The organism is Helicobacter ganmani (assembly GCF_003364315.1).
GTDB lineage: Bacteria > Campylobacterota > Campylobacteria > Campylobacterales > Helicobacteraceae > Helicobacter_D > Helicobacter_D ganmani.
Genome location: NZ_NXLS01000002.1, coordinates 68,404 through 95,221 on the forward strand (window position 1 = coordinate 68,404; position 26,818 = coordinate 95,221).

25 protein-coding genes are annotated in these 26,818 nt (G+C 37.8%); 10 read left to right on the forward strand and 15 right to left on the reverse strand.

The features are described from left to right. The first annotated feature begins 44 nt into the window (after window positions 1-44). From CQA43_RS02265 to radA, 3 genes are read left to right on the forward strand one after another with little or no spacing between them, the layout of a single operon-like run. Window positions 45-677, forward strand: a complete 633-nt coding sequence (locus CQA43_RS02265) for a TlpA family protein disulfide reductase (RefSeq protein WP_115551000.1) — start codon at window positions 45-47, stop codon at window positions 675-677. Beyond that, window positions 677-1,564 (forward strand): signal recognition particle-docking protein FtsY, encoded by an 888-nt coding sequence (gene ftsY / locus CQA43_RS02270; RefSeq protein WP_115551001.1) that lies wholly within the window; start codon window positions 677-679, stop codon window positions 1,562-1,564. The genes CQA43_RS02265 and ftsY overlap by 1 nt, the downstream gene beginning before the upstream one ends. A 60-nt stretch (window positions 1,565-1,624) precedes the next feature. Next, the gene (gene radA / locus CQA43_RS02275) at window positions 1,625-2,977 is read left to right on the forward strand and encodes a DNA repair protein RadA (RefSeq protein ID WP_115551002.1); all 1,353 of its coding nucleotides are present in this window, start codon (window positions 1,625-1,627) and stop codon (window positions 2,975-2,977) included. A 155-nt stretch (window positions 2,978-3,132) separates the two neighbouring features. On the opposite strand, the gene CQA43_RS02280 is transcribed toward radA, so the two are convergent. From CQA43_RS02280 to CQA43_RS02295, 4 genes are all read right to left on the reverse strand, one after another. Next, window positions 3,133-3,876, reverse strand: coding sequence for an SDR family NAD(P)-dependent oxidoreductase (locus CQA43_RS02280; protein ID WP_115551003.1), 744 nt, complete (start codon window positions 3,874-3,876; stop codon window positions 3,133-3,135). Between the two features lie 230 nt (window positions 3,877-4,106). Then, on the reverse strand, window positions 4,107-4,949 hold the full coding sequence (locus tag CQA43_RS02285; protein WP_115551004.1) for a HemK/PrmC family methyltransferase: 843 nt from the start codon (window positions 4,947-4,949) through the stop codon (window positions 4,107-4,109). A gap of 14 nt (window positions 4,950-4,963) precedes the next feature. Next, window positions 4,964-6,190: a M48 family metallopeptidase gene (locus CQA43_RS02290; protein WP_115551005.1), complete on the reverse strand. Its 1,227-nt coding sequence runs from the start codon at window positions 6,188-6,190 to the stop codon at window positions 4,964-4,966. Between the two features lie 25 nt (window positions 6,191-6,215). Further along, window positions 6,216-7,013: an alpha/beta hydrolase gene (locus CQA43_RS02295; protein WP_115551006.1), complete on the reverse strand. Its 798-nt coding sequence runs from the start codon at window positions 7,011-7,013 to the stop codon at window positions 6,216-6,218. Window positions 7,014-7,209: 196 nt separating this feature from the next. Here CQA43_RS02295 and CQA43_RS02300 point away from each other — a divergent pair, with 196 nt between their 5' ends. From CQA43_RS02300 to CQA43_RS02320, 5 genes are all read left to right on the forward strand, one after another. Next, a complete protein-coding gene (locus CQA43_RS02300; protein ID WP_115551007.1) occupies window positions 7,210-8,205 on the forward strand; it encodes a rod shape-determining protein in 996 nt (331 codons plus the stop codon). Then, window positions 8,205-8,900, forward strand: a complete 696-nt coding sequence (locus CQA43_RS02305) for a polyphenol oxidase family protein (protein ID WP_115551008.1) — start codon at window positions 8,205-8,207, stop codon at window positions 8,898-8,900. The genes CQA43_RS02300 and CQA43_RS02305 overlap by 1 nt, the downstream gene beginning before the upstream one ends. A gap of 12 nt (window positions 8,901-8,912) precedes the next feature. Then, the gene (kdsB, locus tag CQA43_RS02310) at window positions 8,913-9,647 is read left to right on the forward strand and encodes a 3-deoxy-manno-octulosonate cytidylyltransferase (protein WP_115551009.1); all 735 of its coding nucleotides are present in this window, start codon (window positions 8,913-8,915) and stop codon (window positions 9,645-9,647) included. Window positions 9,648-9,883: 236 nt separating this feature from the next. Further along, on the forward strand, window positions 9,884-11,050 hold the full coding sequence (locus CQA43_RS02315; protein ID WP_115551010.1) for a NifS family cysteine desulfurase: 1,167 nt from the start codon (window positions 9,884-9,886) through the stop codon (window positions 11,048-11,050). Window positions 11,051-11,080: 30 nt separating this feature from the next. Next, window positions 11,081-12,058: an iron-sulfur cluster assembly scaffold protein gene (locus CQA43_RS02320; protein ID WP_115551011.1), complete on the forward strand. Its 978-nt coding sequence runs from the start codon at window positions 11,081-11,083 to the stop codon at window positions 12,056-12,058. A gap of 202 nt (window positions 12,059-12,260) precedes the next feature. Here CQA43_RS02320 and CQA43_RS02325 read toward each other — a convergent pair whose 3' ends face one another. From CQA43_RS02325 to CQA43_RS02340, 4 genes are all read right to left on the reverse strand, one after another. After that, the gene (locus CQA43_RS02325; RefSeq protein WP_115551012.1) at window positions 12,261-13,388 is read right to left on the reverse strand and encodes a hypothetical protein; all 1,128 of its coding nucleotides are present in this window, start codon (window positions 13,386-13,388) and stop codon (window positions 12,261-12,263) included. 8 nt (window positions 13,389-13,396) lie between these two features. Further along, window positions 13,397-14,647 (reverse strand): MBOAT family O-acyltransferase, encoded by a 1,251-nt coding sequence (locus CQA43_RS02330; protein WP_245944195.1) that lies wholly within the window; start codon window positions 14,645-14,647, stop codon window positions 13,397-13,399. A 137-nt stretch (window positions 14,648-14,784) separates the two neighbouring features. Then, on the reverse strand, window positions 14,785-15,066 hold the full coding sequence (locus tag CQA43_RS02335; protein ID WP_115551014.1) for a hypothetical protein: 282 nt from the start codon (window positions 15,064-15,066) through the stop codon (window positions 14,785-14,787). 1 nt (window position 15,067) lies between these two features. Then, window positions 15,068-17,740, reverse strand: coding sequence for a valine--tRNA ligase (locus tag CQA43_RS02340; RefSeq protein WP_115551015.1), 2,673 nt, complete (start codon window positions 17,738-17,740; stop codon window positions 15,068-15,070). Window positions 17,741-17,922: 182 nt separating this feature from the next. Between CQA43_RS02340 and fliW the strand changes: the two genes are divergently transcribed. Further along, window positions 17,923-18,315 (forward strand): flagellar assembly protein FliW, encoded by a 393-nt coding sequence (gene fliW, locus CQA43_RS02345; protein WP_115551016.1) that lies wholly within the window; start codon window positions 17,923-17,925, stop codon window positions 18,313-18,315. A gap of 5 nt (window positions 18,316-18,320) precedes the next feature. Then, window positions 18,321-20,354 (forward strand): ATP-dependent helicase, encoded by a 2,034-nt coding sequence (locus CQA43_RS02350; protein ID WP_115551017.1) that lies wholly within the window; start codon window positions 18,321-18,323, stop codon window positions 20,352-20,354. 315 nt (window positions 20,355-20,669) lie between these two features. Here the strand turns inward: CQA43_RS02350 and CQA43_RS02355 are convergent, their stop codons facing one another. Genes CQA43_RS02355 through yihA form a run of 7 tightly spaced genes read right to left on the reverse strand, consistent with a single transcriptional unit; the run spans window position 20,670 to window position 26,818 of the window. After that, complete coding sequence (locus CQA43_RS02355; RefSeq protein ID WP_115551018.1) at window positions 20,670-21,341, reverse strand: di-trans,poly-cis-decaprenylcistransferase; 672 nt, start codon at window positions 21,339-21,341, stop codon at window positions 20,670-20,672. Next, entirely contained in the window at window positions 21,342-22,100 is a 759-nt protein-coding gene (locus tag CQA43_RS02360) for a hypothetical protein (RefSeq protein WP_115551019.1), read from the reverse strand. Next, window positions 22,097-23,356, reverse strand: coding sequence for a bifunctional phosphopantothenoylcysteine decarboxylase/phosphopantothenate--cysteine ligase CoaBC (gene coaBC / locus CQA43_RS02365; RefSeq protein ID WP_115551020.1), 1,260 nt, complete (start codon window positions 23,354-23,356; stop codon window positions 22,097-22,099). Before coaBC ends, CQA43_RS02360 begins: the two co-directional genes overlap by 4 nt. A gap of 3 nt (window positions 23,357-23,359) precedes the next feature. Further along, entirely contained in the window at window positions 23,360-25,225 is a 1,866-nt protein-coding gene (mrdA, locus tag CQA43_RS02370) for a penicillin-binding protein 2 (RefSeq protein ID WP_115551021.1), read from the reverse strand. Beyond that, the gene (locus CQA43_RS02375) at window positions 25,225-25,689 is read right to left on the reverse strand and encodes a hypothetical protein (RefSeq protein ID WP_245944196.1); all 465 of its coding nucleotides are present in this window, start codon (window positions 25,687-25,689) and stop codon (window positions 25,225-25,227) included. Before CQA43_RS02375 ends, mrdA begins: the two co-directional genes overlap by 1 nt. Next, complete coding sequence (locus CQA43_RS02380) at window positions 25,656-26,192, reverse strand: GNAT family N-acetyltransferase (protein ID WP_115551023.1); 537 nt, start codon at window positions 26,190-26,192, stop codon at window positions 25,656-25,658. Before CQA43_RS02380 ends, CQA43_RS02375 begins: the two co-directional genes overlap by 34 nt. Beyond that, a complete protein-coding gene (gene yihA / locus CQA43_RS02385) occupies window positions 26,189-26,818 on the reverse strand; it encodes a ribosome biogenesis GTP-binding protein YihA/YsxC (RefSeq protein ID WP_407918773.1) in 630 nt (209 codons plus the stop codon). Before yihA ends, CQA43_RS02380 begins: the two co-directional genes overlap by 4 nt.

A 26,818-nucleotide genomic window follows, 5' to 3' on the forward strand; every position in this document is an offset into this window, starting at 1 on the left:
AAATAAATTTGCTATAATAAGCATCATTAAGGCAAGGAAATAAAATGAAATGGATTTTGTTTAGCTTATGGATTGGACTTTGTTTAGGATTTCTTGGGTGCGAAAAGCAAGAACATCAAGCAATTCAAGACTCCATAGAACAAAAACAAGAAATCTTAGAAAATCTTGTGCTAAAAAGCAACGATGACACAGAACTGATTGTCAATCAAAAACTACCAAAAAATCAAAGTAATTTTAAAAACATTGAACCAAAAAAAGAAAATATTTTTAAAAATCTCATCATTACTTCTCACCATGAAAATCTCAAAGTTTTACTATTTTTCACGACTTGGTGCGACCCTTGCAAAGGCATTTTGCCTCATTTAGAAAACCTCAAAAAACAATTTGATAACCAAATTGCACTCTATGGAATCCCAGTGGATGATTTGGTGGGTGAAGTAGAAAATTTCAAAGGTATAATGCAGGTTTTTAGCGAAGAAAATAAAGTTGAAATACCTATGATTTTGGATGAAAACCGCACGAAACTCTTTAACGCACTTGGTGGGCTTGAAGGCGTGCCGCTGATTGCTTTATACGATAAAGACGGAAAATATATTATCCATTATCTAGGAGCGATTCCAGAGGAAATGATTGAATTTGACCTCTCACAAAATCTAGCAAAAATAAAGGCACAATAATGCTTGGAATATTCAAAAAAACCCTGCAAAAAACTACACAAAATATTCGTGATTTGCTTCCAAAAACTCATAAAAAGCTTGACAAGGAAACATTAGAGGAAATCCTAATTGCAACTGATATGGATTATGAACTCATTGAAATGATATTAAGCCCACTTGGCGAGCAAATCAGCCGCAATGAGCTTGAAGTCGCTCTACTTAGGCTTTTCCGCAAGGAAAGCTATTATGATAAAGTGCAAGCTAAAATCATAGAAGAAAAACCTTGTGTAAATCTCATCGTGGGCGTCAATGGCGCGGGTAAAACTACAACAATCGCCAAACTAGCTCATCTCTATCAAAAACAAGGCAAAAGTGTGATTCTAGGTGCGGGGGATACTTTTAGAGCTGCCGCAATTGAACAACTTAAGCTATGGGGAGAGAAATTGAATCTCCCTGTCATTGCGTCCAAAATCGGACACGACCCCTCTGCAGTTGCCTTTGATACGATTACTTCCGCAGTTGCAAAAAACCTAGATATAGCCCTGATTGATACAGCGGGGAGATTGCACAATCAAAGCAATCTGCAGCAAGAATTACAAAAAATTATGCGTATTTGTGATAAGGCAAAATCGGGTGCTCCACACCAAAAAATTCTTATTTTAGACGGCACTCAAGGCACTTCTAGCCTAGAACAAGCAAAAGTATTTAGCCAAACACTAGGCGGGATAGATGGTGTGATTATCACCAAATTAGATGGCACGAGCAAGGGCGGAGCGATTTTTAGTATCCTCTATACTTTACGCGTCCCTATTTTGTATATTGGCATAGGCGAAAAAGCAGAAGATTTAATTGTTTTTGACGAAGAAGAATACATCGCGACGATTTTAGATTCTATCTTTGAAAGCTAGATTCCAAAACTTTAGCAAGTTTTCCACAATTCTTTCAAATCAAATCACAAAGGTTGCAAAATGGCAAAGAAAAAAGCGCAAATTTTTGAATGTCAGCATTGTGGATTCCAAAGCTCAAAATGGCTCGGAAAATGCTCTAATTGCGGAGCTTGGGAAAGTTTCTTGGAGCTTAAAACAGAACAAATTGAGGTATTAAAGGCAACTTCATCTCCTCTTAGCACCACCAAAGTTACGCCAATTACAGAAGTGCAAGAAGAGGAATTTGTGCGCTTTAGTAGTGGAGAATCAGAGCTAGATATTGTGCTTGGGGGAGGAATCGTGCTTGGGGGAATGTATTTAGTCGGCGGAAGTCCGGGCGTTGGAAAATCTACGCTTTTGTTAAAAATCTCAAGCAATCTAGCCAAAATGGGCAAACAAATCCTCTATGTCAGCGGGGAAGAAAGTGCTTCACAAATCAAACTACGGGCGGAGCGATTAAATGCAGTTTGCGAAAATCTTTTTTTGCTCAATGCAATCAAGCTAGAGGAGATTTTAGGCACGATTTATGCCAATGAACACTCTTATTCTATGGTTGTAATAGATAGTATTCAAACGCTTTATAGTGAGAATATCAGCTCTAGTCCCGGGAGTGTTTCGCAAGTGCGTGAGGTAACTTTTGAGCTTATGCGCCTTGCTAAAGAGCGTGGAATCTGCGTGTTTATCATTGGGCATATTACCAAAGATGGCGCGATTGCAGGACCTAGAATCTTAGAACATATGGTGGATTGCGTGCTCTATTTTGAGGGAGATTCTAGCCGTGAATTGCGATTTTTAAGGGGATTTAAAAACCGCTTTGGCAACACTAGCGAAATTGGAATCTTTGAAATGAAAAGCAATGGTCTAGTTGGAGCAAAAGAGGCTTCCAAGATTTTCTTTAGTCAAAAGACTTCTGCACCCGGAAGTGCATTAAGTGTCGTAATGGAGGGTTCTCGCTCACTTGTTTTAGAGGTGCAAGCATTGGTGAGCGACTGCGCTTATGGTATGCCTAAACGCTCTTCTACGGGATTTGATTCCAATCGTCTCAATATGATTTTGGCTCTATTGGAGCGAAAATTAGAGATTCCGCTGAATCGCTACGATGTTTTTATCAATATCACCGGTGGAATCAAGATTTTAGAAACTGCGGCAGACTTAGCAGTCGTAGCAGCAATTCTATCTAGTTTCCGCAACCGCCCTCTCTCTAATGGAAGCATATTTTTGGGTGAAGTCAGCCTTGTAGGAGACATTAGAGATGTTCCCAATGTAGAAGCAAGACTCAAAGAAGCATTATCTCTTGGAATCTCTAATGCGATTCTACCCAAAAAACCCGCGCAAAAAATCAATATCAAATGTTTTGAAGTGCAAGAAGTTACAAAAATCATTGATTGGATGTAGAGATTCCACCTTTTGCAACTCTTTATTTTTTCTAGATTAGAAAATTAGTTTTAAAATTTACTTATAATTTACGCCCTTGTGTTCTTTTGTGCCTTTACGGCAATCTACAATGTTAATCTCGTTTTAAAGATTCCATTGCAAAAGCAGAATCCCTGCTATTCCTTATGCACATTAAGCGCAGAGAAACTCTGACTTGTCGGCATTATCTCTAATGTATTCACATTGATATGTTTTGGTAAGGTAGCAACCCAATAAACCGCTTGAGCAATATCCTGTGGCGTAAGAGCATTTGCCCCTTGATAGAGCGCGTCTGCTTTGCTTTTGTCGCCTTTGAATCGCACAAGCGAAAATTCACTACCCCCAGCAAGTCCGGGTTCAATATCACTTACGCGCACATTTGTGCCACTTAAATCCGCACGCAAACCCAAAGCAAATTGGCGCACAAATGCTTTACTCGCCCCATAAACATTACCTCCCGGATAAGGATAACTTCCCGCAATTGAACCAATCGTAATGATATGCCCGCTTTTGCGCTCCACCATTTGTGGCAGAATCAAACGCGTGATAAATGCAAGGGCTTTGACATTGACTTCAATCATTCTCTCCCAATCCTCAAAATCACATTTGTCTGCACTTGTCAATCCAAGTGCAAGCCCTGCGTTATTGACTAGAACATCAATTTCTTTGAAATTTTGTGGTAGAGATTCTATGGCTTGACGCAAAGAATCTTTGTCGCAAATATCACAAGGCAGAGCTATACAATGTGGAATCTCTTGCGCAAGGGATTCCAACTGCTCCTTGCGCCTTGCAAGCGCAATGACTTTGTGTCCTTTGCCGCCAAACTCTTGAGCGATTGCACGTCCAAACCCGCTAGACGCACCTGTAACTAATACATTCATTGTCTTTCCTTTGGTGTTGAATATTGCTTGAATTATAGGAAGTTAGTTTTAAAATTTACTTATAATTTACGACCTTGTGTTCTTTTGTGCCTTTGCGATACTGCGTCCTTGCAAGTATTTTTGTAAAAAATGCGTAGCAATCTATAATGTAGAATCTTGCTTTTAAAGTTTCCATTGCAAAGGTTAATTTATACAAGATTACGGGATTATAGATTTGCAAAAGTATGGGACTAAAACTCTACAACAAAGCCACGATTCAAACCTGCAAAATCTTGATAAAACTCCAAACTCTTATGTGGCAAAGTTTGCAGATAAGATTCCACACTTTCTTTTTGATTATAACCCATTTCGCAAATCAAAAACGGAATCTTGCAATCAAAGCTAAGTTGAATAATATGCAACAGCATTTCATAGCCTCTTTTTCCACCAAAAAGAGCATTTTGTGGCTCAAACCTCAACGTAGGAGGTAGAATCTCACCCTCCTTGATATAAGGAGGATTTGCGAGCAACAAATCAAAAGGAATCTTTAATGCCTTATTAAAATCTAAATACGCGCTTCTATGCAAAGTTAAATTCTCCGCTCCAAATCTAACTCTATTAACATAGGCATTAAAAAGGGCTTCGGGTGAAATATCGCTTGCGTGAAATTCTAGTTTAGGATTCTTTGAAGCAAGCAAGACACTGATTGCTCCACTCCCTACACCAATTTCTGCGATTCTTGTGCAAGATTTCCGCACAATCAAATCCAATGCCTTTTGCACTAAAATCTCTGTTTCTGGACGCGGAATCAACGCACCATACGAAACATATAGCTCTTCACCATAAAAGCTCACGCTCTCTACCAAATATTCTATCGGCTCGTGATGACTTCTGCGCAAAATCAATTTTTTAAAAGATTCCAACCAAAAAGGCTGAATCGTTGTTTCAAAATTACAATGCAAAGCAACTCTAGGCTGCCTTAAAACAAACCCAAGTAAAATTTCAGATTCTAAAAGCGGGCGCGGAATCCCTTGTTCTTTTAGCTTTTTTGCGCCATATTTGAGAGCTTTTTGAATACTCCATTGTAATTCCATTGCTTAGACTTCACTTAAACTTTTTGAATATTCTGTGGTTGATTTGCTAGATTTGCACAGCCTAATGCCATTAAGCGCGCCATTAAAGGCGGGTGGCTATAAAAAAATCGCATATACAAAGGGTGAGCCAAAGGAAAGGAATTGTTTTCTTTAACAAGAACTAATAGCGCATTTGAGAGGGATTCTGCGCTTGTTAGCTCTGCACCAAATCTATCGGCTGCAAATTCGTTTTGGCAACTTCTCCAATTTACCAACAGCATAAAATACAATCCAATCGGCGAGCTTAAAAGCAACAAAAAGACAATCAATGCGTGCGCACTTCGCTCCAAATTTGCTTCAACAAACAAAGATTCGGGCAAGTTTGCTACCACAAATAATAAAACGCCAAAAAATCCAAGCACAAGCCCTAGCATTTTGTAAATATCGTAATGCTTAAAATGCCCAAGCTCGTGCCCCAAAACAGCAAGAATGGAATCACTTGAAATTTTTTCTAACAAAGTATCAAACAATATCACGCGTTTTGCGCGTCCTAATCCCGCAAAATACGCATTCAATCTCCCATCGCGTCTAGAAGCGTCCATGACAAAAACGCCTTTGCTTTGGAATCCCACACGATGTAATAAAGCAGTGATTTTATCCTGTAATTTTGGATTTTCAAGGGGAGTGAATTTGTTAAACATCGGCGCAATCAAAAGAGGATACAAGAAATTTATCCCAATAAGCAAAACTGCTCCAAAAAGAAACACATAAACTTCCCAAAATCGCACTTCCAAAATAATCCAACTAAAAACAAAAATCAAGATTCCACTCACAATAAGCAATAAAGCAAAAGACTTCAAGGTATCTGTGATAAAAAGCTTCATTCCACCTTTTGCAAAACCAAACTTTTTATCAATAACCAAAGTCTGATAAGCTTCAAAAGGTAAATTCACCAATGCTCCAACAACAAGAAACACGAGCACAAAGACGACAGATTTCATCAAAGGCGATAGCTCCAAAGCCGAATCTAAGGCAGAAAAACCAAAAAGAATCCAAAAACTCATAAGTAAAAAATCTAAACTCACATTATAAATTGCAATTTTTTCACGCACGCTTGCATAATCTGCTGCCTTTAAAAACGCACTAGATTCTAAAATATAAGGTGGTTTGGCTTTTTCTTGTCGGATAAAATTTAACTGCAAAAAAGAAAGAATCAGCTTCGGAAGACTAAAAAATAAAGCATAGCACACAATTAAATTCATTTATAAACCTTTCAATGGATTGGATTTAAAAGTTTTCTAGGGCAAACTCCATATCCTTTTCAATCACGCTTCCGTGCGTTTGCCCCTCAAAACTTTTAAAATACGCCACACAAGCACTTTCTTGCGTGATTCTATTTGCAAGAGATTGCGCACTCAAAAAAGACTTTTTCTCAACCAAATGACTTTCTAATTCTCCTTGTGTGATAAAAATCAAAGGGCAACTCTTTAGCCGAATCTCTCTAGGTAGAAAGGAAGCTTCTCCCCACCACAAAGATGGGGAATTAATAAAAAAATGCGTAAAATCTCTGCTCTCTTTAAGCAAAGAGTTTAGCACAAAGATTCCCCCAAAAGAATGCCCAAAAAATGCTTTATAATCAGGATTAATAGGATATTTTTTTGCTAAAAAAGGCAAGAGTATCTCTTGAACAAAAGACAAAAACTCCTTGTCTCCACCGCCTCCTTGAAAATCCTCTCCTAGCACTTTTGGCATATAATCCCTCGTGCGTTTTAAAGTGTCAAACGCTTTTGGGCTATCATAGCCCACACCGACAATGATAATGGGTTCTTTGGGCGGATTTTGATACAGATTCAAGATTCTAGGGAAAAAAGCATTGCCATCAAGAGACACAAAAAGCTTGTAATTTGCGCCTTGCAACTTACTCTTTGCAAGAAAGATTCTGTATTTTATATCTTTGTAGAGGAAATCCTTTGCCTGCGGGATTTCAAAAAAATCTTTTACTTTTACAGAAAGTTGCGGAATCACCTGACTTGGTTTTGCAAAAAGCACACAAAAAAATGCCAAAAAGAAAAAGATGATTTTCATTAAAACCTTGCTTGCTTTTTGTCTTTTTCTTAATTAAAAGAATCTTAAAAAAAAATTCTTCAATTCGTCAAATTTTCAAAAAGCCAAATGAGATAAAATTTCCAAAATTTTGCGTATTATAACAAAAGCATATATAAAATTATTGTTTAATAATGTATAATCTACAAAATTGTATTAAAATAATTGGGAATTTTATATGGGAATTTTTGAACGAAATGATATTGCGATTGACTTAGGCACGGTGAATACTATCGTGCGCAACGATATGGAAACAACACTTTTTTGCGAAGCGACTTGTATTGCTCTTGAAAAAAAATATAATTCTCATCGCATTCTAGCAATCGGCGATTCGGCAAAAAAAATGCTAGGACGCACACACAACGAAATAGAAGTAGTCAATCCTCTTTTGAATGGAGCTATCAGCGATTTTGAAACCACTAAAATCTTTATGAACGCAATTTTGCAAAAAGCAAAAGCGGGTTCGCTCTCTCCCCGCGTAGGCATTAGTATCCCTCAAAACCTCACGCAAGTAGAGAGACATTCTCTCTATGAAGCAACAATGCTTGCGGGAGCGAAAGAAGTCTTGCTCATAGAAGACCCCTTTAGCGCGAGCGTTGGTGCTGGATTAGACATTTCTACCGCACGTGCAAAAATGATTATTGACGCTGGAGGAGGACTTGTAGAAGTCAGTATTATTTCCTTAAATGGACTGATTACAAGTGCTTTTACCAAAGAAGCGGGAGATTTCATAGATTTCGCCTTAGTAGAATATTGTCGCCATAATAAAAATATTGGAATTAGCAAGGAAATGGCAGAAAACTTGAAACGCAAAATCAATGTTTTTGCCAAGAATCCCACAATTCATATTGGAGCAAAAAACCTTGCCAATAGTATGCCCATAGAATGTGAATTAGACTTAGAGGAATTCAAAGGCGTTATTTTAAATAGTCTTTACAAAATCAAAGACATTATTATTGAGGCTATCCACAATGCACCTCCGCAAATTGCGCCCGATTTGATTGAAGATGGGGCGACTTTGACGGGTGGTTTGGCACTGATTCCGGGTATTAAGGATTTCTTGGAAAAAGAACTTAGAATGCAAATCCACCTTACTCCAGACCCACTTTTGGATATTTCCAAAGGGGTTTGGCAGATTATGCAAGATTATGAATCTTTTGAAAAAAGTTTATAATGAATTCTCACTCTTTTCTTGAACCTCTTGCCACACCAAGTGGAATCCAAGCCTTTTTAAGCCGCGCACCGCTTAATATCGCCTTTCACGCGGGAGGAGATTCCAAAGAAAATGTAGAATCCCATCGCTCTCTTTGTATAGCCCCTTTTCCTCTTTCCTCTCTTGCATATCTTAATCAAGTGCATAGCAAAGAGATTCTAAAGGCACAAAGAGGAGGATTATTAGGTGATGGCGATGGAATCTTGATTGCGCAAAAAAATATTATCGGGCTAATTATGGTAGCAGATTGCAATCCGATTTTGCTCTTTGATACCAAGCACAAAGTCCTAGCATTGCTACACGGCGGACGCGTAGGCTTACAAAAAGGCATTATTCCCAACGCTTTAGAACAAATGCAGCAAGAATTCAACACGCAAACCTCCGATTTGTTTGCCTATGTTGGACCTTCTATTCGTGCGTGTTGTTATGAAGTAGGCGAGGAAGTCTTGAAAGATTCCCTCTTAAAGAAAGGCAAAATCGTGCGTGAAGGCAAGATTTACTTAGATTTAATCGCAATCATAAAATCTCAATTTAAAGCCACAAATATCACAAATTACGATATTTCACCTCACTGCACTTGCTGCACTTCTGCTTACTTTTCTTATCGCAAAAATCCCCAATGCGGACGCTTTGGATTGTTTGCATATCTAACTTAAAGGAGACAAACGATGATTATTATCCCTGCAAGGCTCAAATCCACGCGTTTTCCCAACAAGGTTTTAGCGCAAATTCGTGGAATCCCTATGATTGTGCGCACAGCAGAACTCGCCAAGGAGATTGATGATGTTATCGTCGCTTGCGATGATTCTCTTATTGCGGAGGTTTGCACGCGCTATGGCATACGCTCAATCCTTACAAGCAACACACACGAAAGTGGAACAGATAGAATTGCTGAATGCGCTAGACTTTTAAAGCTTACTAAAGAGGAGATTATTATTAACTTGCAAGGCGATGAACCATTCTTGGAGCAAGAAGTCATCTTGCGCTTAAAACATTTAATGGAAAATGAAGCCAAAAGTCGCGGTGAGATTCCATTTATGGGAAGTTGCGCAAAATCAATCACTAGCGAACAAGCTAATGACCCAAATCTTGTAAAAGTAGTCTTGAATGCCAAGAATGAGGCGATTTACTTTTCGCGCTCCAAGATTCCTTATGATAGGGAAAATCAAATAGAATCCGGCGCACAATATTTAGGACATTTAGGAATCTATGCGTTTAGCGGTGAAAGCCTGCAGGCTTTTTGTAATTTACCAAAATCTACTTTGGAATCTATAGAAAAACTAGAACAATTGCGTGCTTTAGAACACTCTAAAACCATTGTAATGGCAAAAGTAGAATCACAATCTTTTGGAATTGACACCAAAGAGGATTTGGAACGCGCCTTAAAAATGTTTTCTAAGTAGCTTTTAAAATTATTAAGATTTTGCATATATGCTCGTAATGACACAATTACCCTTGCGATTCTTATATTTGACTTGCTTCGTTTTTCACTGCGTTCGCCTCTTGCAAGGACGAATAATCAAGATAAATATAAGATTACATTAAGCTTTTTATGGTAAAAGCCAAAGGTTATTTTGCAAAAGTTTCAAGCAAGCAAAATTAAAAATAAAAACTAAAAATATCATCTTAGGGAGTTATTATGGAATCTAAAAAAGTTTATTTAGATAATAATGCAACCACTATGCTAGACCCACAGGCTAAAGAGTTAATGGAATCTTATTTTTGCCAAAAATATGGCAATCCAAACTCCTTGCATAGTTTTGGCACAGAAACACACATAGCAATTCGTGAGGCATTTAATCATCTCTATGAAGGAATTAATGCGCATGATGAAGACGACATCATCATCACTTCTTGCGCGACAGAAAGCAACAATTGGGTTTTAAAAGGTGTGTATTTTGATACTTTGCGCTTTGGTGAAAAGAATCATATCATCACGACACAAGTAGAACACCCTGCAATTCGTTCAACCTGTCAATTTTTGGAATCTCTAGGTGTAGAAGTAACTTATCTGCCTATTGGAGAAAATGGCACACTAGATGCAAGTGCAGTAGAAAATGCTATCACAGATAAAACCGCATTGGTTAGCGTAATGTGGGCAAACAACGAAACGGGGATTATTTTCCCTATTCAAGAAATTGGGGCAATTTGCAAAAAGAAAGGAGTGCTTTTCCACACGGACGCAGTGCAAGCTATCGGCAAAATTCCCGTTGATGTGCAAAAGGCACAAGTAGATTTCTTAAGTTTCAGCGGGCATAAATTCCACGCACCTAAAGGAATCGGTGGGCTTTATATTCGCAAAGACATTAAGCTTACCCCTTTATTTCACGGAGGAGAACATATGGGTGGCAAGCGTAGCGGAACTCTCAATGTCCCTTATATCGTAGCATTAGGAGAAGCAATGCGACAAGCTTCACTTCATTTAGATTTTGAACGCAACAATGTGCGTCATTTGCGTGATAGATTAGAAGATGCTTTACTAGAGATTCCAGATGTTTTTGTCATAGGCGAGCGGGCTTTGCGTGTGCCAAATACGATTCTAGTAAGCATTCGTGGAGTAGAGGGAGAGGCGATGTTGTGGGATTTAAACAAATATGGTATTGCTTGCTCCACAGGAAGCGCGTGTGCAAGTGAGGACTTGGAAGCAAATCCTGTAATGAGCGCAATTGGCGCAGATAAAGAATTAGCACATACTGCAATTAGAATTTCACTTAGTCGCTTTAATACAAAAGAAGAAATTGACTATGCAATGGAAGTTTTTAAAAAATCTATTGCACGTTTGCGCTCTATTTCAAGTAGTTATTAAAGAAACAAATTAAGAATTAAAGGAAAAAGAATGGCAAAAAATGAATTATTAGGCGGTGCGTTATGGGACGCATATAGCAAAAAAGTAAGCGAAAGAATGGACAACCCAACTCATTTAGGCGTGATTACGCAAGAAGAGGCAGATAAAAGAGGATTGAAGCTTGTTGTCGCAGATTATGGCGCGGAGGCTTGCGGTGATGCAGTCCGACTTTATTGGCTCATAGACGCAAACGATACGATTGTAGATGCGAAATTCAAGAGCTTTGGCTGCGGGACTGCGATTGCAAGTAGTGATATGATGGTAGAGCTTTGCTTGGGCAAAAAAGTGCAAGAAGCAGTGAAAATTACCAATATTGATGTAGAAAAAGCGTTGCGTGATGAGCCTGATACTCCAGCCGTCCCGGGACAAAAAATGCACTGCTCTGTAATGGCTTATGATGTGATTAAAAAGGCAGCGGCGCAATATTTGGGCAAGAATCCAGAGGATTTTGAAGATGAGATTATCGTCTGTGAATGCGCACGCGTGAGCTTAGGAACATTAAAGGAAATCATTAGGATTAACAATCTAAAAACGATTGAAGAAATCACCGAATACACGAAAGCAGGTGCGTTTTGTAAAAGTTGTATCCGACCCGGAGGACACGAAGAGAGGGAGCATTATCTAGTAGATATTTTGCGTGAAGTGCGTGCAGAAATGGAAAATGAACTTCAAAACAAAACCGATTTGAATTCCAAAGACAATTCAGAATTTGCCAATATGACGATTGTGCAAAAAATCAAAGCTATTGAATCCGTGATTGATGAAAAAATCCGCCCAATGCTGATGATGGACGGGGGTAATATGGAAATCATTGATTTAAAAAATGCAAGTGATGGCTATACTGATGTGTATATTAGATATTTAGGTGCTTGCAGTGGTTGTGCAAGTGGTGCGAGTGGCACGCTGTTTGCGATTGAATCAGTTTTGCAAGAAAACTTGGATTCTAGTATTCGCGTTTTTCCTGTGTAAAACAAATAGAATCTTAAAATTTAAGTTTCAAGCAAGATTCCAACATTATGGATTTGCGGGTGTGGGCAAAACCCTTGCGCAATGTGCGCTACAAATGCTACACATTCTCGCAATGATAGAGTAGTAGCTTTTATTTGGATACCACCAATAAATCAGACAGGAACGAAGTATTGGCTCAAGGCTCAAGAGGCATTATTAAGCGCTATTCCTCCCCTAATGCCTCTTTGGCGATTTTTACTAAAGGCTCTACATCGTATTCTTGAATCTTTTGTTTCATAATTTTCAAGTATTCCTCAATATTTTCTGAAGTCAGCCTATGCGTATTATCCCGAATCGCGTCTAATTGCATAGAGTTCATATCAATGTTATAATGCACTAAGTCGCTATAATTTGCAATATTATCCGCATAGTCTAAAGTATCAAATCCGTAGATTTTAGTATTAGGATAAGCCTCCAACTCGCCAATTAACCAAGTTAAAACTGCAACCCAAGTATAAAAATACTCTGAATTTGTCATAGGTTTTTTCCCTAAACGATAAACATTGTAATTCAATCGCGAATAAGGAGGAACGATAAAATAAAAATTTGTCTGAGGATAATCTCTCACAAATGTAAGTAAAAATTTATCTAAATATTTTTTATCATTACTTATATCTCTTACATTGACTTTTTGCAACTTAGCAAAATCATTTACCCTTATCACATCGGCTAAGTCCAGCAATTGTGCCACATTTTTATAATCAACAAACCAATTTTGTATGCCACCAAGACGCTTATTTACCTGCTCGTCATTTCTAAAACTAGCCAACTCCTCTGTATCTTTAATAGTCATTTTACACCCTCCACTATTTGATAAGCTCAAGGCACATTTAATAAACTTTCCATTAAAATAAATTTTCAAGTCGTTCAGCTCATTATTATCATAGAGAAAAGCAAAATAACTCCCACTTTCTGATATTCCTACAATTGCATCAAGTGATAAAATCACAGATTTAATAGGCTTTTTGCGCAAAGCATAATTAAGCACCAATGCTCTTTCAGCCAAAGAAGAGCCAGCAAGAGAGAGATTCACCCATTCTCCGCCTAATTTCTCCTTTGCTTCTTTAGCGGAAGTATTTGCCAACATAGAAGTACCTAAAATATACGAATCAAAATTGTAATGCTTGATGATTCCTTTTGCTTGCATTCTTATATCATCTGAATAAGTTTCCTCCCTAAAATAAGGCTTATGATAAAGCAAAAATGGGTCATAAAAATATAAAATCAACACCAAAAACAAACCAACAAACAACGGAATCGCCAAAGAGATAATGCAAAATTTTTTATCCATAAGATTTCCTAAAAATTAAAATAAATAAATTCTGTATAAGGTGTAACCGCAAGGGTCATTAATGAAACTAGCAAACAAAATCCTATTAAAACTGCTAGTTTATAACCCGCTTTAAACTTTGCTAATTTTTCTAAAGAATTACTAAAACACAAGCACAAAACAAATGCCATCAACAAATAAACAACAAAATCATTTCTAGCTCCAAGATTTGCCAATAATTCTGGTATGTGATGCGCCTTCCGCGGCAACTCCACCCACACAATCCCAAACATTCCTTTAAGCAGATTCATTGCCCCTTGTAGATTCTCACTTCTAAAAAATATCCAAGTGATATTTAAGAAATTAAAGGTAAGAATCCAACAAAGGACTTTATAGATTTTACTCCGCAAAAAGCTTTTCTTTTGAAGTTGGAATCTCTCTAGTATAAGCCCATAGATTCTATGCACACACATTGCACTTCCGTGTAAGACTCCCCATATTATAAATCCCCAGCCAGCTCCGTGCCAGATTCCACTCAAAAAGGCTACAAGAAAGAGATTTCTAAGGGTAAGCAACTTGTTTAAGGCTTCATAAAATTTAGAATCTTGATACTTAAGATTCCTATTCCCTCCAAGAGGAATATAAAGATAATCCTTTAAGAATCTCCCTAGAGTAATATGCCACCTCCTCCAAAACTCACTGATATTTAAAGACTTATAAGGAGAATTAAAATTAAGAGGCAACATTATCCCAAAGAATAATCCTAAACCTATTGCCATATCACAATATCCACTAAAATCAAAATAGAGCTGAAAGGTATAGCTAAAAGTTGTAGCCCAAGATTCAAAGATGTTTAAAGCTCCCCCATTTTCTACGACTTTAAATCCTGCATTTGCCCATTTAGCAAAAGAATCTGCAATAAAGACTTTTTTAAAAAATCCAATAGAGAATATAAACAAACCTTTTGCAAGATTCTCCCAAAGTTTGCAATGGACTGCTTTACAAAATAAAGTATGGAATTGGGGCATCATCTCTTTGTGATGCACAATAGGACCCGCAATGAGTTGAGGAAAGAAACAAACAAAGAGACAATAGTCTAAAAAGTCTAATTCTTGAGATTCCTCTTGTAAATCACGAATATCTACTTTTTTATAACAATCCACCAAAAAAGCAATTTGTTGAAAAGTAAAAAAGGAAATGGCTAAAGGTAAAAGAATATGTGGCAAAGGAATCGCAAAATCAAATTCCAAAAGTTGCGCAAAAAGATTGAAGTTTTCCAAAAAGAAATCAGCATATTTAAAGAATCCTAAAAATGCAAGATTGAATAGAATGCCAAGAATAAGGTAAGGCTTAGGATTCTTAAAAATCTGCTTGGGAGTAGAACTAAAAGTGCAATTAGGATTAAAAGGAGAGGATTCTAAATAAAGGCTATTTTGCCCCCCCCCCCGCTCAAGTTTAAAGAGGAAGAAAGCAAGAATTTGTTTGCATTAAGGATTATTTTTCCAATCAAAAAATTTACTCCAATGCTTCCAAGCAATAAAACAAGATAAGAGGGATTCCAAAAGCCATAGAAGAATAAGCTTCCTAAGATTAAAAAGACTTTGGCAAGAAAATCTTGCTGATAGAATCTTAAAACATAGAATCCTAAAAGCATTAAGGGTAAAAAGGCAAAGAGAAAGACAAAGGAAGTAAAGACCATATTATCCCCTTAGTGCTTCTAATTCTTTTGTGATTTTAGCGAGCTTTTGTCTTTGCTCCTCTAGGGCTTGCTGATTTGTTTCTAGCACATTTTTAGGCGCATTGGCTAAGAATTTTTCATTTTTGAGCATTCCTTCTAGTTTGTCAATCTCTTTTTGTGTTTTTTGCGCTTGCTTACTTAGCCTTGCGATGATAGGGGCTAAATCAATTTCTGCTGTGGGCAAATAAGTTTCTAGCTTTTCTGTAATATCTACTATACAATTTGGAATCTTAGCCTCAACAATCTCTAAGGATTCCACTTTGGCTAGCTTGCAAACATAGCGCACAAAAAGCTCACGCATAGATTCTGGAATCCTAGCATTCACATAGGCTTTTGCTATTTTTTGATTTGCTAAATCAATCGTTGCCTTTGCCCGCCGAATAGAAACAATAGAATCCAAAATCAGCTCAAAAGTAGCGAAATTTTCTGTGTCTTGATAGGCAAAATTTGGATATTCTTGCACCATTATAGAGCCACTTTGCTCTAATGTGCTACCATCTAGCTTATGCCACAAATAATCGCTAATAAAGGGCATAAAGGGATGCAAAAGCTTCATTGCTTCTTTAAAAATCGCACCAAGTTCTACAATAGAATCCTTATCTGCCTTGTTCAGTTCAATCCCCCAATCGCAAAACTCTCCCCACAAAAAGCGATAAAGCGTGCTTGCGCCATCGTTAAAGCGATAGGATTCCAAATATCCGCGCACTTCGGTGATATTTTGGCTTAAAAGCTGTGCCAAATACTTACCAAGAGGTGTTTTAATTCCTTTTAACTCACTTAGATTTGGGAATTTCTTTTCATTCAAAAGCAAAAAGTTACACGCATTATAAAGCTTATTTGTGAAGTTTTTGCTAATTTCTAGCTGATTTGGCACGAGCTTTACATCGCGTCCTTGAGCACAAAGAATCGCAAGAGTGAAGCGCAACACATCGGCACTATATTCCTCAATTTTTTCTAAAGGATCTACAATGTTTCCCTTAGACTTACTCATTTTATTGCCAAACTCATCTCGGACAAGTGCGTGCAGATAAATATCGGGATAAGGGAGTTTAGATAAAAAGTGTTCTCCCATCATCAACATTCTAGCAACCCAAAAAAACAAAATATCAAAGCCTGTAATCAACAAAGAGTTAGGATAAAACTCCTCTAAATCCGTTGTTTGCCATACCTCACCCTCACCCCATTTACCATTGCCAAAACCAAGCGTTGAAAAGGGCCAAAGCGCAGAACTAAACCAAGTATCTAGCACATCAGAATCCTGCCTTACTGCCTCACTTCCACAATGCTTGCAAACCTTTGGAGATTCCACACTTGCAAACTGCCCTCCACAAGAATCACAATAAAATACAGGAATCCGATGTCCCCACCAAAGTTGGCGCGAAATACACCAATCCCTAAGCTCCCGCATCCACGCATTATAATTATTTTTCCATTGCGCAGGGAAAAAATTGCTCTCATTTGCATTGATTTTAGCAATTGCTTTTTGTGCCGCCTCTTTTTTCAAAAACCACTGCTTAGAAATATAAGGTTCTACAATGTTTCCGCAACGATAACAATGCCCTGTCTTGTTTTGGTAATCCTCAATTTTTTCTACAAAGCCTAGTGATTCTAGCCTCTTTATAATTTGCTCTCGTGCTTCTAGTCGTTCAATTCCTGCAAATTCTCCTGCATTTTCATTAAGAATTCCATACTTGTCAAACACTACAATCTGCTCTAAATTATGTCGCTTGCCCACTTCATAGTCGTTTGTATCGTGTGCGGGTGTTACCTTTACCGCACCTGTCCCAAACTCCATATCTACATGCGAATCTGCAATGATTGGAATCTCGCGATTCAAAAGCGGCAAAATCACTTTTTTACCTACAAGATGAGAAAACCTAGAATCACTAGGATTTACCATTACCGCACTATCACCAAAGTAAGTTTCTGGACGCGTGGTAGCCACCACAACACAGTCTTTAGAGTCTTTTAGAAAATAGCGCAAATAGTAAAGTTTTCCCTTGTTTTCTTTATATTCTACTTCCACATCAGAAAGCGCACCATCGTGGGTACACCAATTCACCATATATTTGCCTTGAATAATCAATCCCTCATCATAAAGCTTAACAAAAGCCTCTTTCACTGCATTTTGCAATCCCGTATCCATAGTAAATCGCGCCCTACTCCAAGCGGGAGAGCTGCCGAGTTTGCGCATTTGATTTAGAATCATTCCGCCGCTTTTTTCCTTCCATTCCCACACTTTTTGGATAAATTTCTCGCGCCCTAACTCCTCTTTCTTGATTCCTTGCGCAAGAAGTTGCTTTTCTACAACATTTTGCGTTGCAATTCCTGCGTGGTCAAGTCCGGGCTGCCAAAGCGTCTTAAACCCGTCCATTCGTTTATAACGCACAATAATATCTATTAAGGTATGATTGAGTGCGTGTCCGATATGCAAACTGCCTGTAACATTAGGAGGTGGAAGCATAATGCAAAATCTCTTGCCTGCCTTTTGGATTCCTTGATTTCCATTGATTTCAAAATAACCCGCCTCCTCACAAAATTTATAATAAGCAGATTCTACTTCTTTGGGTTGGTAGGTATTTTGCGCTTTGGAGTTTTGCTCTTCTTGTGGATTTTTCCCTGAATCGTTTTGCATAAAAGCCCTTTTGTGCATAGCAAAATAAAATTGGAATAGTTTTTGCTAGCTTTTGATTTGAATTTAGAATTTTACCAATAAAAATTTAAATTTCTTTATTTTTCATTTTAAAAATGCTTAAAAATGGATTTAGAGCTAAAATTATGGTAAAATGCGGAATTACATCAAAAAAGGAGTTCATGATGAAAGGTGAAAAATTTCATATAAAATCCCCAATTTTAGGGTTTGATAATGTCAGCGAAGTAGAATTTGCAGAAGTAGATGACGGAGCATTAGGATTTTTATCCTTACGAGGGCAAGATGTAGAATTGTTGCTGATTAATCCTTACAAAGTGCGTGAGTATTCCTTTGAAGTGCCTGTTGCGATTCAAACTTTGCTTGATATTCACAAAAACTCAAAGGTAAAAGTATTTTGTGTCTTTGTGCGTGAAAAAGAATCTGAAATTCGTATCAATTTCTTAGCGCCTATTATTTTAAATGACGACAACAAAACTTTAGCACAAGTCGTTTTAAATGCCAAAGAATATCCAAATTTTGGTGTAGCAGAATCTATCAAAAACTATATTAAAGAATAGTCGGGTTGTCCCTCTCAACCCTCAATGCCCAGCAAAAGGAAGCTTCAGAAGCTCCTTGTGGGCATAATCTCATCATTGCCTCTGCAGGTACAGGCAAAACCTCTACTATTGTAGGTAGAATCTCTCATTTATTGCAAAACGGAATCACTCCAAACGAAATCTTATTGCTAACCTTTACCAACAAAGCCGCTCAAGAAATGTTAGCGCGCCTTGCGATGAAGTTTGATAGCAAGATTATCCAGCAAATTGAAGCTGGCACTTTTCACGCGGTGGCTTATCGGTATTTAAAGTCAAAAGAATCCGTCATCTTAAAACAACCAAAAGAATTGAAAGTTTTATTTAAAAGCCTCTATGACAAACGCATTTTTTTAAATGCTTCTTGCGTTTCTCCCTATGGAGCAAACTATCTGTATGATTTATTTTCTCTTTATTTTAATGCAACCATTAATGAGGATTTCAAATCTTGGCTAGAGCGCAAAAACTCCGAGCAGCTCCAATATGTAGAAATCTACTTAGATGTTTGGGAAGAATTTAAAGTACTCAAAAACGAATATCATTATGTAGATTATAACGACTTATTGCTCCACTACAAAAATGCGATAGAAAAGTCTCAATCTCCTTACAAAGAAGTCCTTGTAGATGAATACCAAGATACGAATCCCTTGCAAGATTCTATCCTCCAAGCCCTTAATCCTCCCTCTATCTTTTGTGTGGGGGATTATGACCAGAGTATTTATGCTTTCAATGGCGCAGACATTAGCATTATAGGAAGTTTCAAGGAAAGATACAAAGACGGCAGAATTTTCAGTTTAACTAAAAACTATCGCTCCACTGAACCGATTTTAAATCTTGCCAATCGCGTGATTGAAAAAAATCCTCGCATTTATCCCAAAAAACTAGAAGTCGTCAAAATGCAAAACTTTGGAACACCTACTTTATTAGTTTATGAGGAATTATTCGCGCAATATAGCGGAATCGCAAACAAAATTAAACTTTCCAATCGTCCCTTTAGTGAAATTGCGGTGATTTTTCGCAACAATTCTAGCGCGGATGGCATTGAAGCTTGCCTGCGTGAAATCGGAATCCCCTCCAAACGCAAGGGAAGTGTGAGTTTTTTTGATTCCAAAGAAATCGTTTATATGCTCAATCTTTGCTCCCTACTCTTTAACGCTAAGGATATGATGTCCTTTATCCACGTTTTAGCCCAAGCAAAAGGAATCGGAAATGCACTTGCAAAGGATATTTATGAAGCTCTCTTAGCCTTAGGACACAACAGTCCTATACAAGGTTTGCTCTACCCCGATAAAGTTATTAAAGAACCCTTCAAGAAAAAGGCGCAAAATACACAATTAGGGCTTTTTGATGACTGGATAGAGTTTAGCAATGTCGCACGCTTTTCTTCAATGAATCTGCAAGCAGGCTTCAAGGACAATCCAATCCTAACCCACCCCAAACTTACCAAAGAAGGCGTGGAATTTCTTAATGCACTTTATTGCTTTTTTGATTCCTTTACCGCAAACGACAGACCCTATGAATTGATTTCAAAAATCAGCTCCTTGCCGATTTTTCAGATTGTCGCACAAAAACTTGCAAAAGAACGTTCTATCACAAAAGAGGGAGGCATTAGTGAAGAGAGACGCATAGAATCGCTAGAACGTATTAGTCGTAAAATCTCGCTATTAAAAGATTTAGCAAGTCATTACAATGAGCTTGGACGATTCCTTAATGCAATGGTTTTGGGCTCTAGTGAAATGAGCGAAGGAGAGGGAATCAACCTGCTAAGTATTCACGCAAGCAAGGGTTTAGAATTTGCCGAAGTCTATATAGTGGATTTAATGGAGGGGAGATTTCCAAATAAAAAGCTGATGAATCAAGGCGGGAGCTTGGAGGAAGAGCGTAGGCTGTTTTATGTCGCAGTTACAAGGGCAAAGGAGATTTTGTATCTAAGCTACGCCAAAAAGGACATATTGAAAAATATTTCTTATGAGGGTTCTATCTTCCTCTACGAAGCGGGCTTGCTTACAAGTCGTATGCTATAGGCTATGCCTTCAAGACAAGTTAATGTGCGTCCTTGTGAGAGAATTTGCAAAATTTTCTTAGCGCACGACTTATGAAGCAGTTGCGTGAGCTAGGTGGAGACTCACGCAACGCACGCCCGCTTTAGCACAAATCCACAATTTTTATCTTGCCATTGACAATTCACTTTTCGCAAGGTTATGGATTGCTTCACTTCGCTTGCAAGAATGCAGTGGTAGGTTTAATTTATACAAGATTATAAATTGCCACAAATGCTACAACAAGGACAAAAGAAACATTTAAAGGATTGCAAAGCTCTACAAACAAAACAAGATAAGTTATAGTCCGCCAAAGCGGCGGTTTCTTTGATAAAACTCTGCAATCATAGATTCTAGCTCTTGCGCGCTAAAGCTAGGCCACAAAGTCTGTGTAAAAAACAATTCCGCATACGCGCTCTGCCATAAAAGAAAATTAGAGAGGCGCATTTCTCCTCCTGTGCGCACAAGCATATCTACATCAGGAATCCCGCTTGTATCTAGGGCTTGCGCAATGCTCTCTTCATTAATCTCACATTCTTGCTTTTGGCGTAAAATCATAAAGGTACGCCTTAACTCATCTTTTGCACCATAATTTAATGCCAAAATCTGTGTTAGCCCATTACACTCTGCTTGTGTTTGCGTCTCTAAAGACTTGATTTCTTGTTGTAGCTCTAAACTCAACTTACTAATATCTCCAATACTTTTAAAGACGATATTGGATTCCAAATAAGTTTGTCGCTCCTTTACCAAATATTCCCCCAAAAGTTTCATAAGATATTCTACTTCCGCTTTGGGACGCTTCCAATTTTCCGTAGAAAAGGCATAAAGGCTCAAATATTTGATTCCACTTTTAGCACAAAATTCTGTGATTTCACGAATCTTTTTTGCACCCTCCTTGTGTCCAAAAATACGAGGTTTTAGGTGCTGTTTTGCCCATCTACCATTGCCGTCCATAATCAGTGCTAAGTGCATTTAGCCCTCTAAATCTAGTAAAGAATCGCTAAAGTCATACAAAGGCACGATTCCTCCATCTACATTGATGTTTGTTTCATAAATAAATTCTAACTCACCTAGATTCTCACGCAACAAACGCGCTACACCCTCATACATCACGCTAATATCCAACCGCACACCCTCTTTGAAATCCCAAAGCAACCCCCAAGTTGCTCCGAGATTCGCAAACACAGAATAAAACTCTAGACATTCCTGCGAGCCCACTTTCTTTTTACGCATTTGCATTAAGCCCTCTTTACTTTCATCATCGTAATGCAAAGGAAGTGTGAGAACTTTTTGTTTCAACGACATTAACATATGGCTCAAAAATGCAAATTCCCACCTAGATTCTGCATTTGCCAAACGCTCACTTAAAAATCCTTTCATCACATCAAAGGGATTCTCACCTTGTAAAAACTCCCGCATTGTCTCGCTACTAAGCCTTAGCGGGACATTTTGTTCTTTAAGCAAATCAGGTTGCTTGATGAGGTTAGAAAGCGTAATCCCTCCTGTGCTTCCACGTGCCATTTGCGCCCAATATCTCCCTCCAATCTCTAACTCTTTTAGGCTTTTTGTCTCCATTGCAATATTGCCGACTTTCAGCATATAGCGGATTCCTTGCATTTTTTCCATTACTTCTAACCTCATTGGCAATGAGGCATTAAACTGCGTGGGCTTGTTTGCAGAATTTTGCAATGTATTTTGAACTTGCGCAAGTTGGCTTAGTTGTTTTATCATAAATTTTTCGCCTGTTGCAAAATCTTAAAAGCCAAACTTAGCTTATCGCAGAATCCCAAATCTACCAATAACGAATCTTGTATCCAAAACACTTGATTTTTTTGGGAATCTAGCGGATTGTTAGATGAGGTAATATTGTTTAAACAAATCGCATCTATTTGCTTTTTTCTTAACGCATTACGTGCATTTTGCAAACTTACTTCCTTCTCAATTTGCGATTCCAACTTAAAACCAATCGTTTTTTGCATCTTAGGCAATGTAGCTAAAATATCTTTATTTTCTTGTAATTTTAGATTCCATATCTCGCCTATTTCTTGCTTTTTGAGCTTTCCTTGTGCTTTTTGTGGGAGATAATCACTGATTGCCGCACTCATAAACAAAAAAGGATATTGCGTAGAAAAACTATCATTTTGCCAAGAAAGAATCGCATTGAAAAAATCCTCACTAGATTCTGCTTTTTGAATCTTTATACCCAAAGGCAGAGGATAGGGCATTTTTGAACTGACAAAGCAAACATTTGCACCCAAAAAATAAGCGGCTAATGCCAAAGACGCTCCCATTTTGCCACTAGAAAAGTTTGATAGGTAGCGCACATCATCTATTGCTTCCTTGCTTCCTCCTCCGCTTACACACACATTGCGCCCTTGCCAAAACGAATCCTTCAATAAACTGCGCAAGAGATGAAACACGATTTCTAAAGGACTTGCCAACGCTCCATTGCCTACGATTCCGCACGCAAGCTCCTTGCATTGTGGCAAAACAATCTGCACTTCACGTGCTTGTAGAATCTTTAGTGATTCTAAAATAGCAGGGTTTTCTAGCATTTTGGTATTTGCCGCAGGCGCGAGGAGCTTCATTTTGTCAAAAGCCAAAAAACTTTCTAATAACACATTATCTGCGATTCCATTTGTAATTTTATTCAAGGTATTTGCACTGCTTGGTGCGATTAAAAACATATCACCCCAAGTTGCAAGCTCAATATGATTGCAAGGATTCTGCCCCCAACTTTGCATCTTTTGTGTCAAAACTTGATAATGTGAAATCGCCTCAAAAAGCAAAGGATTAATAAATTCTTGCGCACTTTCACTCATCACGACGCGCACATTCGCACCTAATTTTTGCAAGATTCTTATTACTTCCAAAGACTTATAAATCGCGACACTACCACTTACGCCTAAAATAATCCTTTTGTTTTCTAATAGCTTGGGTAGAGACTCTATAAACTCTGCTTGGGGTTCTTGGCTTAAACTTTTCATTTCCTACTCCGCCTCTGCTTCAAAGTTAGAATCCGCAAGATTCACAACTTTAGGTGTTTTCACCCCTTTGCGAGATTGCACATAACCCAAATCCACCAATACATTTGAGAGTTTTGCCAAGACCGGACCGCCCGCTCCACTACCACTTCCTCCGTGCTCCACCATCACGGTAATAACATAACTTGGGTTATCCGCTGGCAAAAAACCGGTAATCCAAGCTTGCGAGCGATGAAAATAATCCATATCTTTTTCTTTAATTCTATCCTTATCCGCTTGCGAGATACCTACCACTTGCGCTGTGCCTGTTTTGCAAGCAAGATAGGCTTTGGATTCTCTTGTAGCTAAATTTGCTGTGCCACCTGCTTCTGAACAAACTTGACGCATTCCCTCTCTTAATACATTTAACTTGCTCTTTTGGAAATCGCTTAAGACATCTCTAGGGTAATAGACCATCTCTTCTTCCATTTTCTTTTTGGCAAAATGAGGAATCGGTAGCTTGCCGCTTGCAATGAGGGCGGTATAATTTGCAATCTGCAAAGGAGTAGTCAAAAATAACCCTTGCCCGATAGAACTTACAACATTATCCCCTGAATACCAATCTTGTTTAAAACGAGCTTTTTTGAGACTTGGACTTGGCACGATTCCGGTAAATTCATTGGGCAAATCCACTCCTGTTTTTTTTCCCAATCCCATTGTTTGAAGCACTTTGGCAATATTTTCAAAATCTGTGCGTAAAGAAAGAATATAAAAATACACATCTACGCTTCGTTTCAAAGCTTTATACAAATCCGCACTTCCGTGCCCCTCTTTTTTCCAATCACGAAATTTTCTGCCTCCAAGCTCTATAAAAGCTGGGGTTTTAATCTCTGTTGTTTCGCTAATCCCTGCATATTCTAAAAGAGCCAATCCCATTCCCATTTTAATTACAGAGCCGGGTGGATATAAGCCATTAATAAACTTATTAATTAAAGGTTTATAAGGGCTATCACGCAAGAGATTCCAATTCTCATAAGAGATTCCGCCAACGAAATGGTTTAAGTTGTATTCTGGATAACTTCCCGCAGCCAAAATTTCACCATTTTGCGCATTCATCACGATTGCTGCGCCATTTTTATCCTCAAAAATCTCGTCCATTGCGCGTTGAATCCTAATGTCCAATGTTGTGATTAAATCGTGATTTTCAATTGCTTCTTTATAAGAAACCATTTCCATTTCTTGATTGAGTGCCGTTACCTTGACGATTCGCTTTCCAATCTCTCCTTGCAAATAAGCATCATATTGTCGTTCCAATCCCTCTTTACCAATATTTCCCGTATATTTAGCGATAGGCTGCCTCTCAATATCCTTTTGGTTTGCTTTGCTCACATACCCAATCACATGCGAAGCAGAAGTAAGATTGGGATAATATCTACGCGCTAAAGGAATAATACGCAAGATTTCACTTTGGGCGAGTTGCGCATAATGCTGCATAATGAAAAAATGCTCTGCAAACTCAATCACAGGAATATAATCGTGATTATAAGGGGAATCCTTATGGCGATAATTTTTAATCAATTCTTCCTTAGAATATTGTGGAAAAAACACCAAAAGCTTTTCTATTTCTTTTTCCAACAAAGGCAAATTGGAACGCAAAGAAAGACGAGGAGGCAAGGAGAGCATAAAACCCACATTATTTGTAGCAAGCGGTTCTCCATATCGGTCTAAAATCTGCCCACGCACAGGCACAATGTATTCCTCACGCAAAATATTATTTTCGGCTTGTTCTTGAAAGAATTTTTGATTTAAAATACTTAAATCAAAAATTCTTACTAATAATACCACCCAAAAAAGCACAAACATTACAAAAAATATCGTTATTCGCGTATTCATCATAAAATCCACATTATAAACCATATTAACACGATTTCACATGCAATATACAAACCAACCAGCCACGAAATTTGCGGCATATCTATGTCTAAAAAATATCCAAAAATCTTTAAAAATGCAAAATAACCAAGATACGCATAAGTGATAAATAGAGGTATAAAAACCTTGCTATATCCAAAAAATTTACGAAATTTAGGCAATAAAATTTCAAAAGACATTGCAATAAATAAAATCACGCTAAAAAATGGCAATCCTTTACTTGCCTCAAAATACAAAAAAAATGGCACTAAAAAATAAAAAAATCCAAAGGAATGCTCCTTGTATTTTTCTTGAGTTATCACATACATCACGCCAAAAAGCGGTGGCAAAAAATAAAAAATATCTGTTAAAGAAAGATAAATGACGAGGATAAAAATCAAAAAAAAGATTTTTAGATTTTTTTTATCAGTGCTATTTCTTCGCATAGTGGAAAATGTTTGCATAAAATACAATCCGCCCATATTTTTTGATTTGGTATATTTTCTTTACTCACTTCTTGGAATCCCAATTTCTCAAATAAAGCCCGCCTATAAGTCAAAACTAAAATTTCCTTTACCCCAAGTGCCTTACCCTCCACCTCACAATCTAAAATCAACTCACTTCCTACGCCCAATCTTTGAGCAAAAGGCGCAACAATCAAACTGCGCACTTCTGCCAACTCCAAAGAATGGATATGCAAAGCACAGAATCCCAACATAATGGGGTTTTTTAATGTATTTAAGCTTGTGGATTCTAATTTCAATTTGGCTTGAGGGGTTTTTTGAACGCTTTTTAACACGGATTCCTCCTCCCAAGCTACACGATAAGAACGAATCATATTTGCCATAATTTCTGCGCTTCTTTCCAAAATTATGCCACGTTCCACTTCTGGACGCACAATTTCACGCATCATAGAAATATCTTTTAAAACAGGTCGTGTAATAATCATACTTCCTCCAAAACCTTTCTCCCTAGTGTATTTTCAAGAATAAAATCTACAATTTCATTTTGATTCTGTCTTTTTAGGGAGCTAGAAAACTTGGCTTTGGGAAATGTAGATTTAAGCTTACTTTGCTCGTTTGCCTTCAGTTTATCAAATTTTGTAAAAATCTGCACTAAGTGTTGGTCAGCCCTAAGAAACTGCGAAATAAAAGCAACAAGATTCAAATCAATCTCCAAATAAGGATGGCGACTATCCACCAAATGCACAAACAGCCGAATGTTGTCGCGTTTGCGCAAGAACTCTACCAAATTGCGATTCCACAATTCTTTCTGACTTTTTGCAACTTTGGCATAACCAAAACCGGGCAAATCTACAAACATAACCTTTAAAGTATCCGAGTCCAAGCTTTCTTGAGCAATCTTTTCTTTCCATTCTGTTAAAAAGAAATTGATTAATTGCGTTTTTCCAGGCGTAGAAGAGCTTTTAGCAAGATTTTTTTGATTGCAAATTAAATTAATCAATGTGCTTTTGCCTACATTACTACGCCCCAAAAATGCTACTTCAGAAATCATCGGTGGAGGACATTGCGCAAATGTTTGAGCGGAAGTTTGAAATTGAGCAGACTTTAGGAT

What these genes read in the sequence shown, in the direction of transcription:
- CQA43_RS02265 (WP_115551000.1), top strand. Translation starts at nt 45, where the DNA reads ATGAAATGGATTTTGTTTAGCTTATGGATTGGACTTTGTTTAGGATTT.
- ftsY (WP_115551001.1), top strand. Translation starts at nt 677, where the DNA reads ATGCTTGGAATATTCAAAAAAACCCTGCAAAAAACTACACAAAATATT.
- radA (WP_115551002.1), top strand. Translation starts at nt 1,625, where the DNA reads ATGGCAAAGAAAAAAGCGCAAATTTTTGAATGTCAGCATTGTGGATTC.
- CQA43_RS02280 (WP_115551003.1), bottom strand. Translation starts at nt 3,876, where the DNA reads ATGAATGTATTAGTTACAGGTGCGTCTAGCGGGTTTGGACGTGCAATC.
- CQA43_RS02285 (WP_115551004.1), bottom strand. Translation starts at nt 4,949, where the DNA reads ATGGAATTACAATGGAGTATTCAAAAAGCTCTCAAATATGGCGCAAAA.
- CQA43_RS02290 (WP_115551005.1), bottom strand. Translation starts at nt 6,190, where the DNA reads ATGAATTTAATTGTGTGCTATGCTTTATTTTTTAGTCTTCCGAAGCTG.
- CQA43_RS02295 (WP_115551006.1), bottom strand. Translation starts at nt 7,013, where the DNA reads ATGAAAATCATCTTTTTCTTTTTGGCATTTTTTTGTGTGCTTTTTGCA.
- CQA43_RS02300 (WP_115551007.1), top strand. Translation starts at nt 7,210, where the DNA reads ATGGGAATTTTTGAACGAAATGATATTGCGATTGACTTAGGCACGGTG.
- CQA43_RS02305 (WP_115551008.1), top strand. Translation starts at nt 8,205, where the DNA reads ATGAATTCTCACTCTTTTCTTGAACCTCTTGCCACACCAAGTGGAATC.
- kdsB (WP_115551009.1), top strand. Translation starts at nt 8,913, where the DNA reads ATGATTATTATCCCTGCAAGGCTCAAATCCACGCGTTTTCCCAACAAG.
- CQA43_RS02315 (WP_115551010.1), top strand. Translation starts at nt 9,884, where the DNA reads ATGGAATCTAAAAAAGTTTATTTAGATAATAATGCAACCACTATGCTA.
- CQA43_RS02320 (WP_115551011.1), top strand. Translation starts at nt 11,081, where the DNA reads ATGGCAAAAAATGAATTATTAGGCGGTGCGTTATGGGACGCATATAGC.
- CQA43_RS02325 (WP_115551012.1), bottom strand. Translation starts at nt 13,388, where the DNA reads ATGGATAAAAAATTTTGCATTATCTCTTTGGCGATTCCGTTGTTTGTT.
- CQA43_RS02335 (WP_115551014.1), bottom strand. Translation starts at nt 15,066, where the DNA reads ATGGTCTTTACTTCCTTTGTCTTTCTCTTTGCCTTTTTACCCTTAATG.
- CQA43_RS02340 (WP_115551015.1), bottom strand. Translation starts at nt 17,740, where the DNA reads ATGCAAAACGATTCAGGGAAAAATCCACAAGAAGAGCAAAACTCCAAA.
- fliW (WP_115551016.1), top strand. Translation starts at nt 17,923, where the DNA reads ATGAAAGGTGAAAAATTTCATATAAAATCCCCAATTTTAGGGTTTGAT.
- CQA43_RS02355 (WP_115551018.1), bottom strand. Translation starts at nt 21,341, where the DNA reads ATGCACTTAGCACTGATTATGGACGGCAATGGTAGATGGGCAAAACAG.
- CQA43_RS02360 (WP_115551019.1), bottom strand. Translation starts at nt 22,100, where the DNA reads ATGATAAAACAACTAAGCCAACTTGCGCAAGTTCAAAATACATTGCAA.
- coaBC (WP_115551020.1), bottom strand. Translation starts at nt 23,356, where the DNA reads ATGAAAAGTTTAAGCCAAGAACCCCAAGCAGAGTTTATAGAGTCTCTA.
- mrdA (WP_115551021.1), bottom strand. Translation starts at nt 25,225, where the DNA reads ATGAATACGCGAATAACGATATTTTTTGTAATGTTTGTGCTTTTTTGG.
- CQA43_RS02375 (WP_245944196.1), bottom strand. Translation starts at nt 25,689, where the DNA reads ATGCGAAGAAATAGCACTGATAAAAAAAATCTAAAAATCTTTTTTTTG.
- CQA43_RS02380 (WP_115551023.1), bottom strand. Translation starts at nt 26,192, where the DNA reads ATGATTATTACACGACCTGTTTTAAAAGATATTTCTATGATGCGTGAA.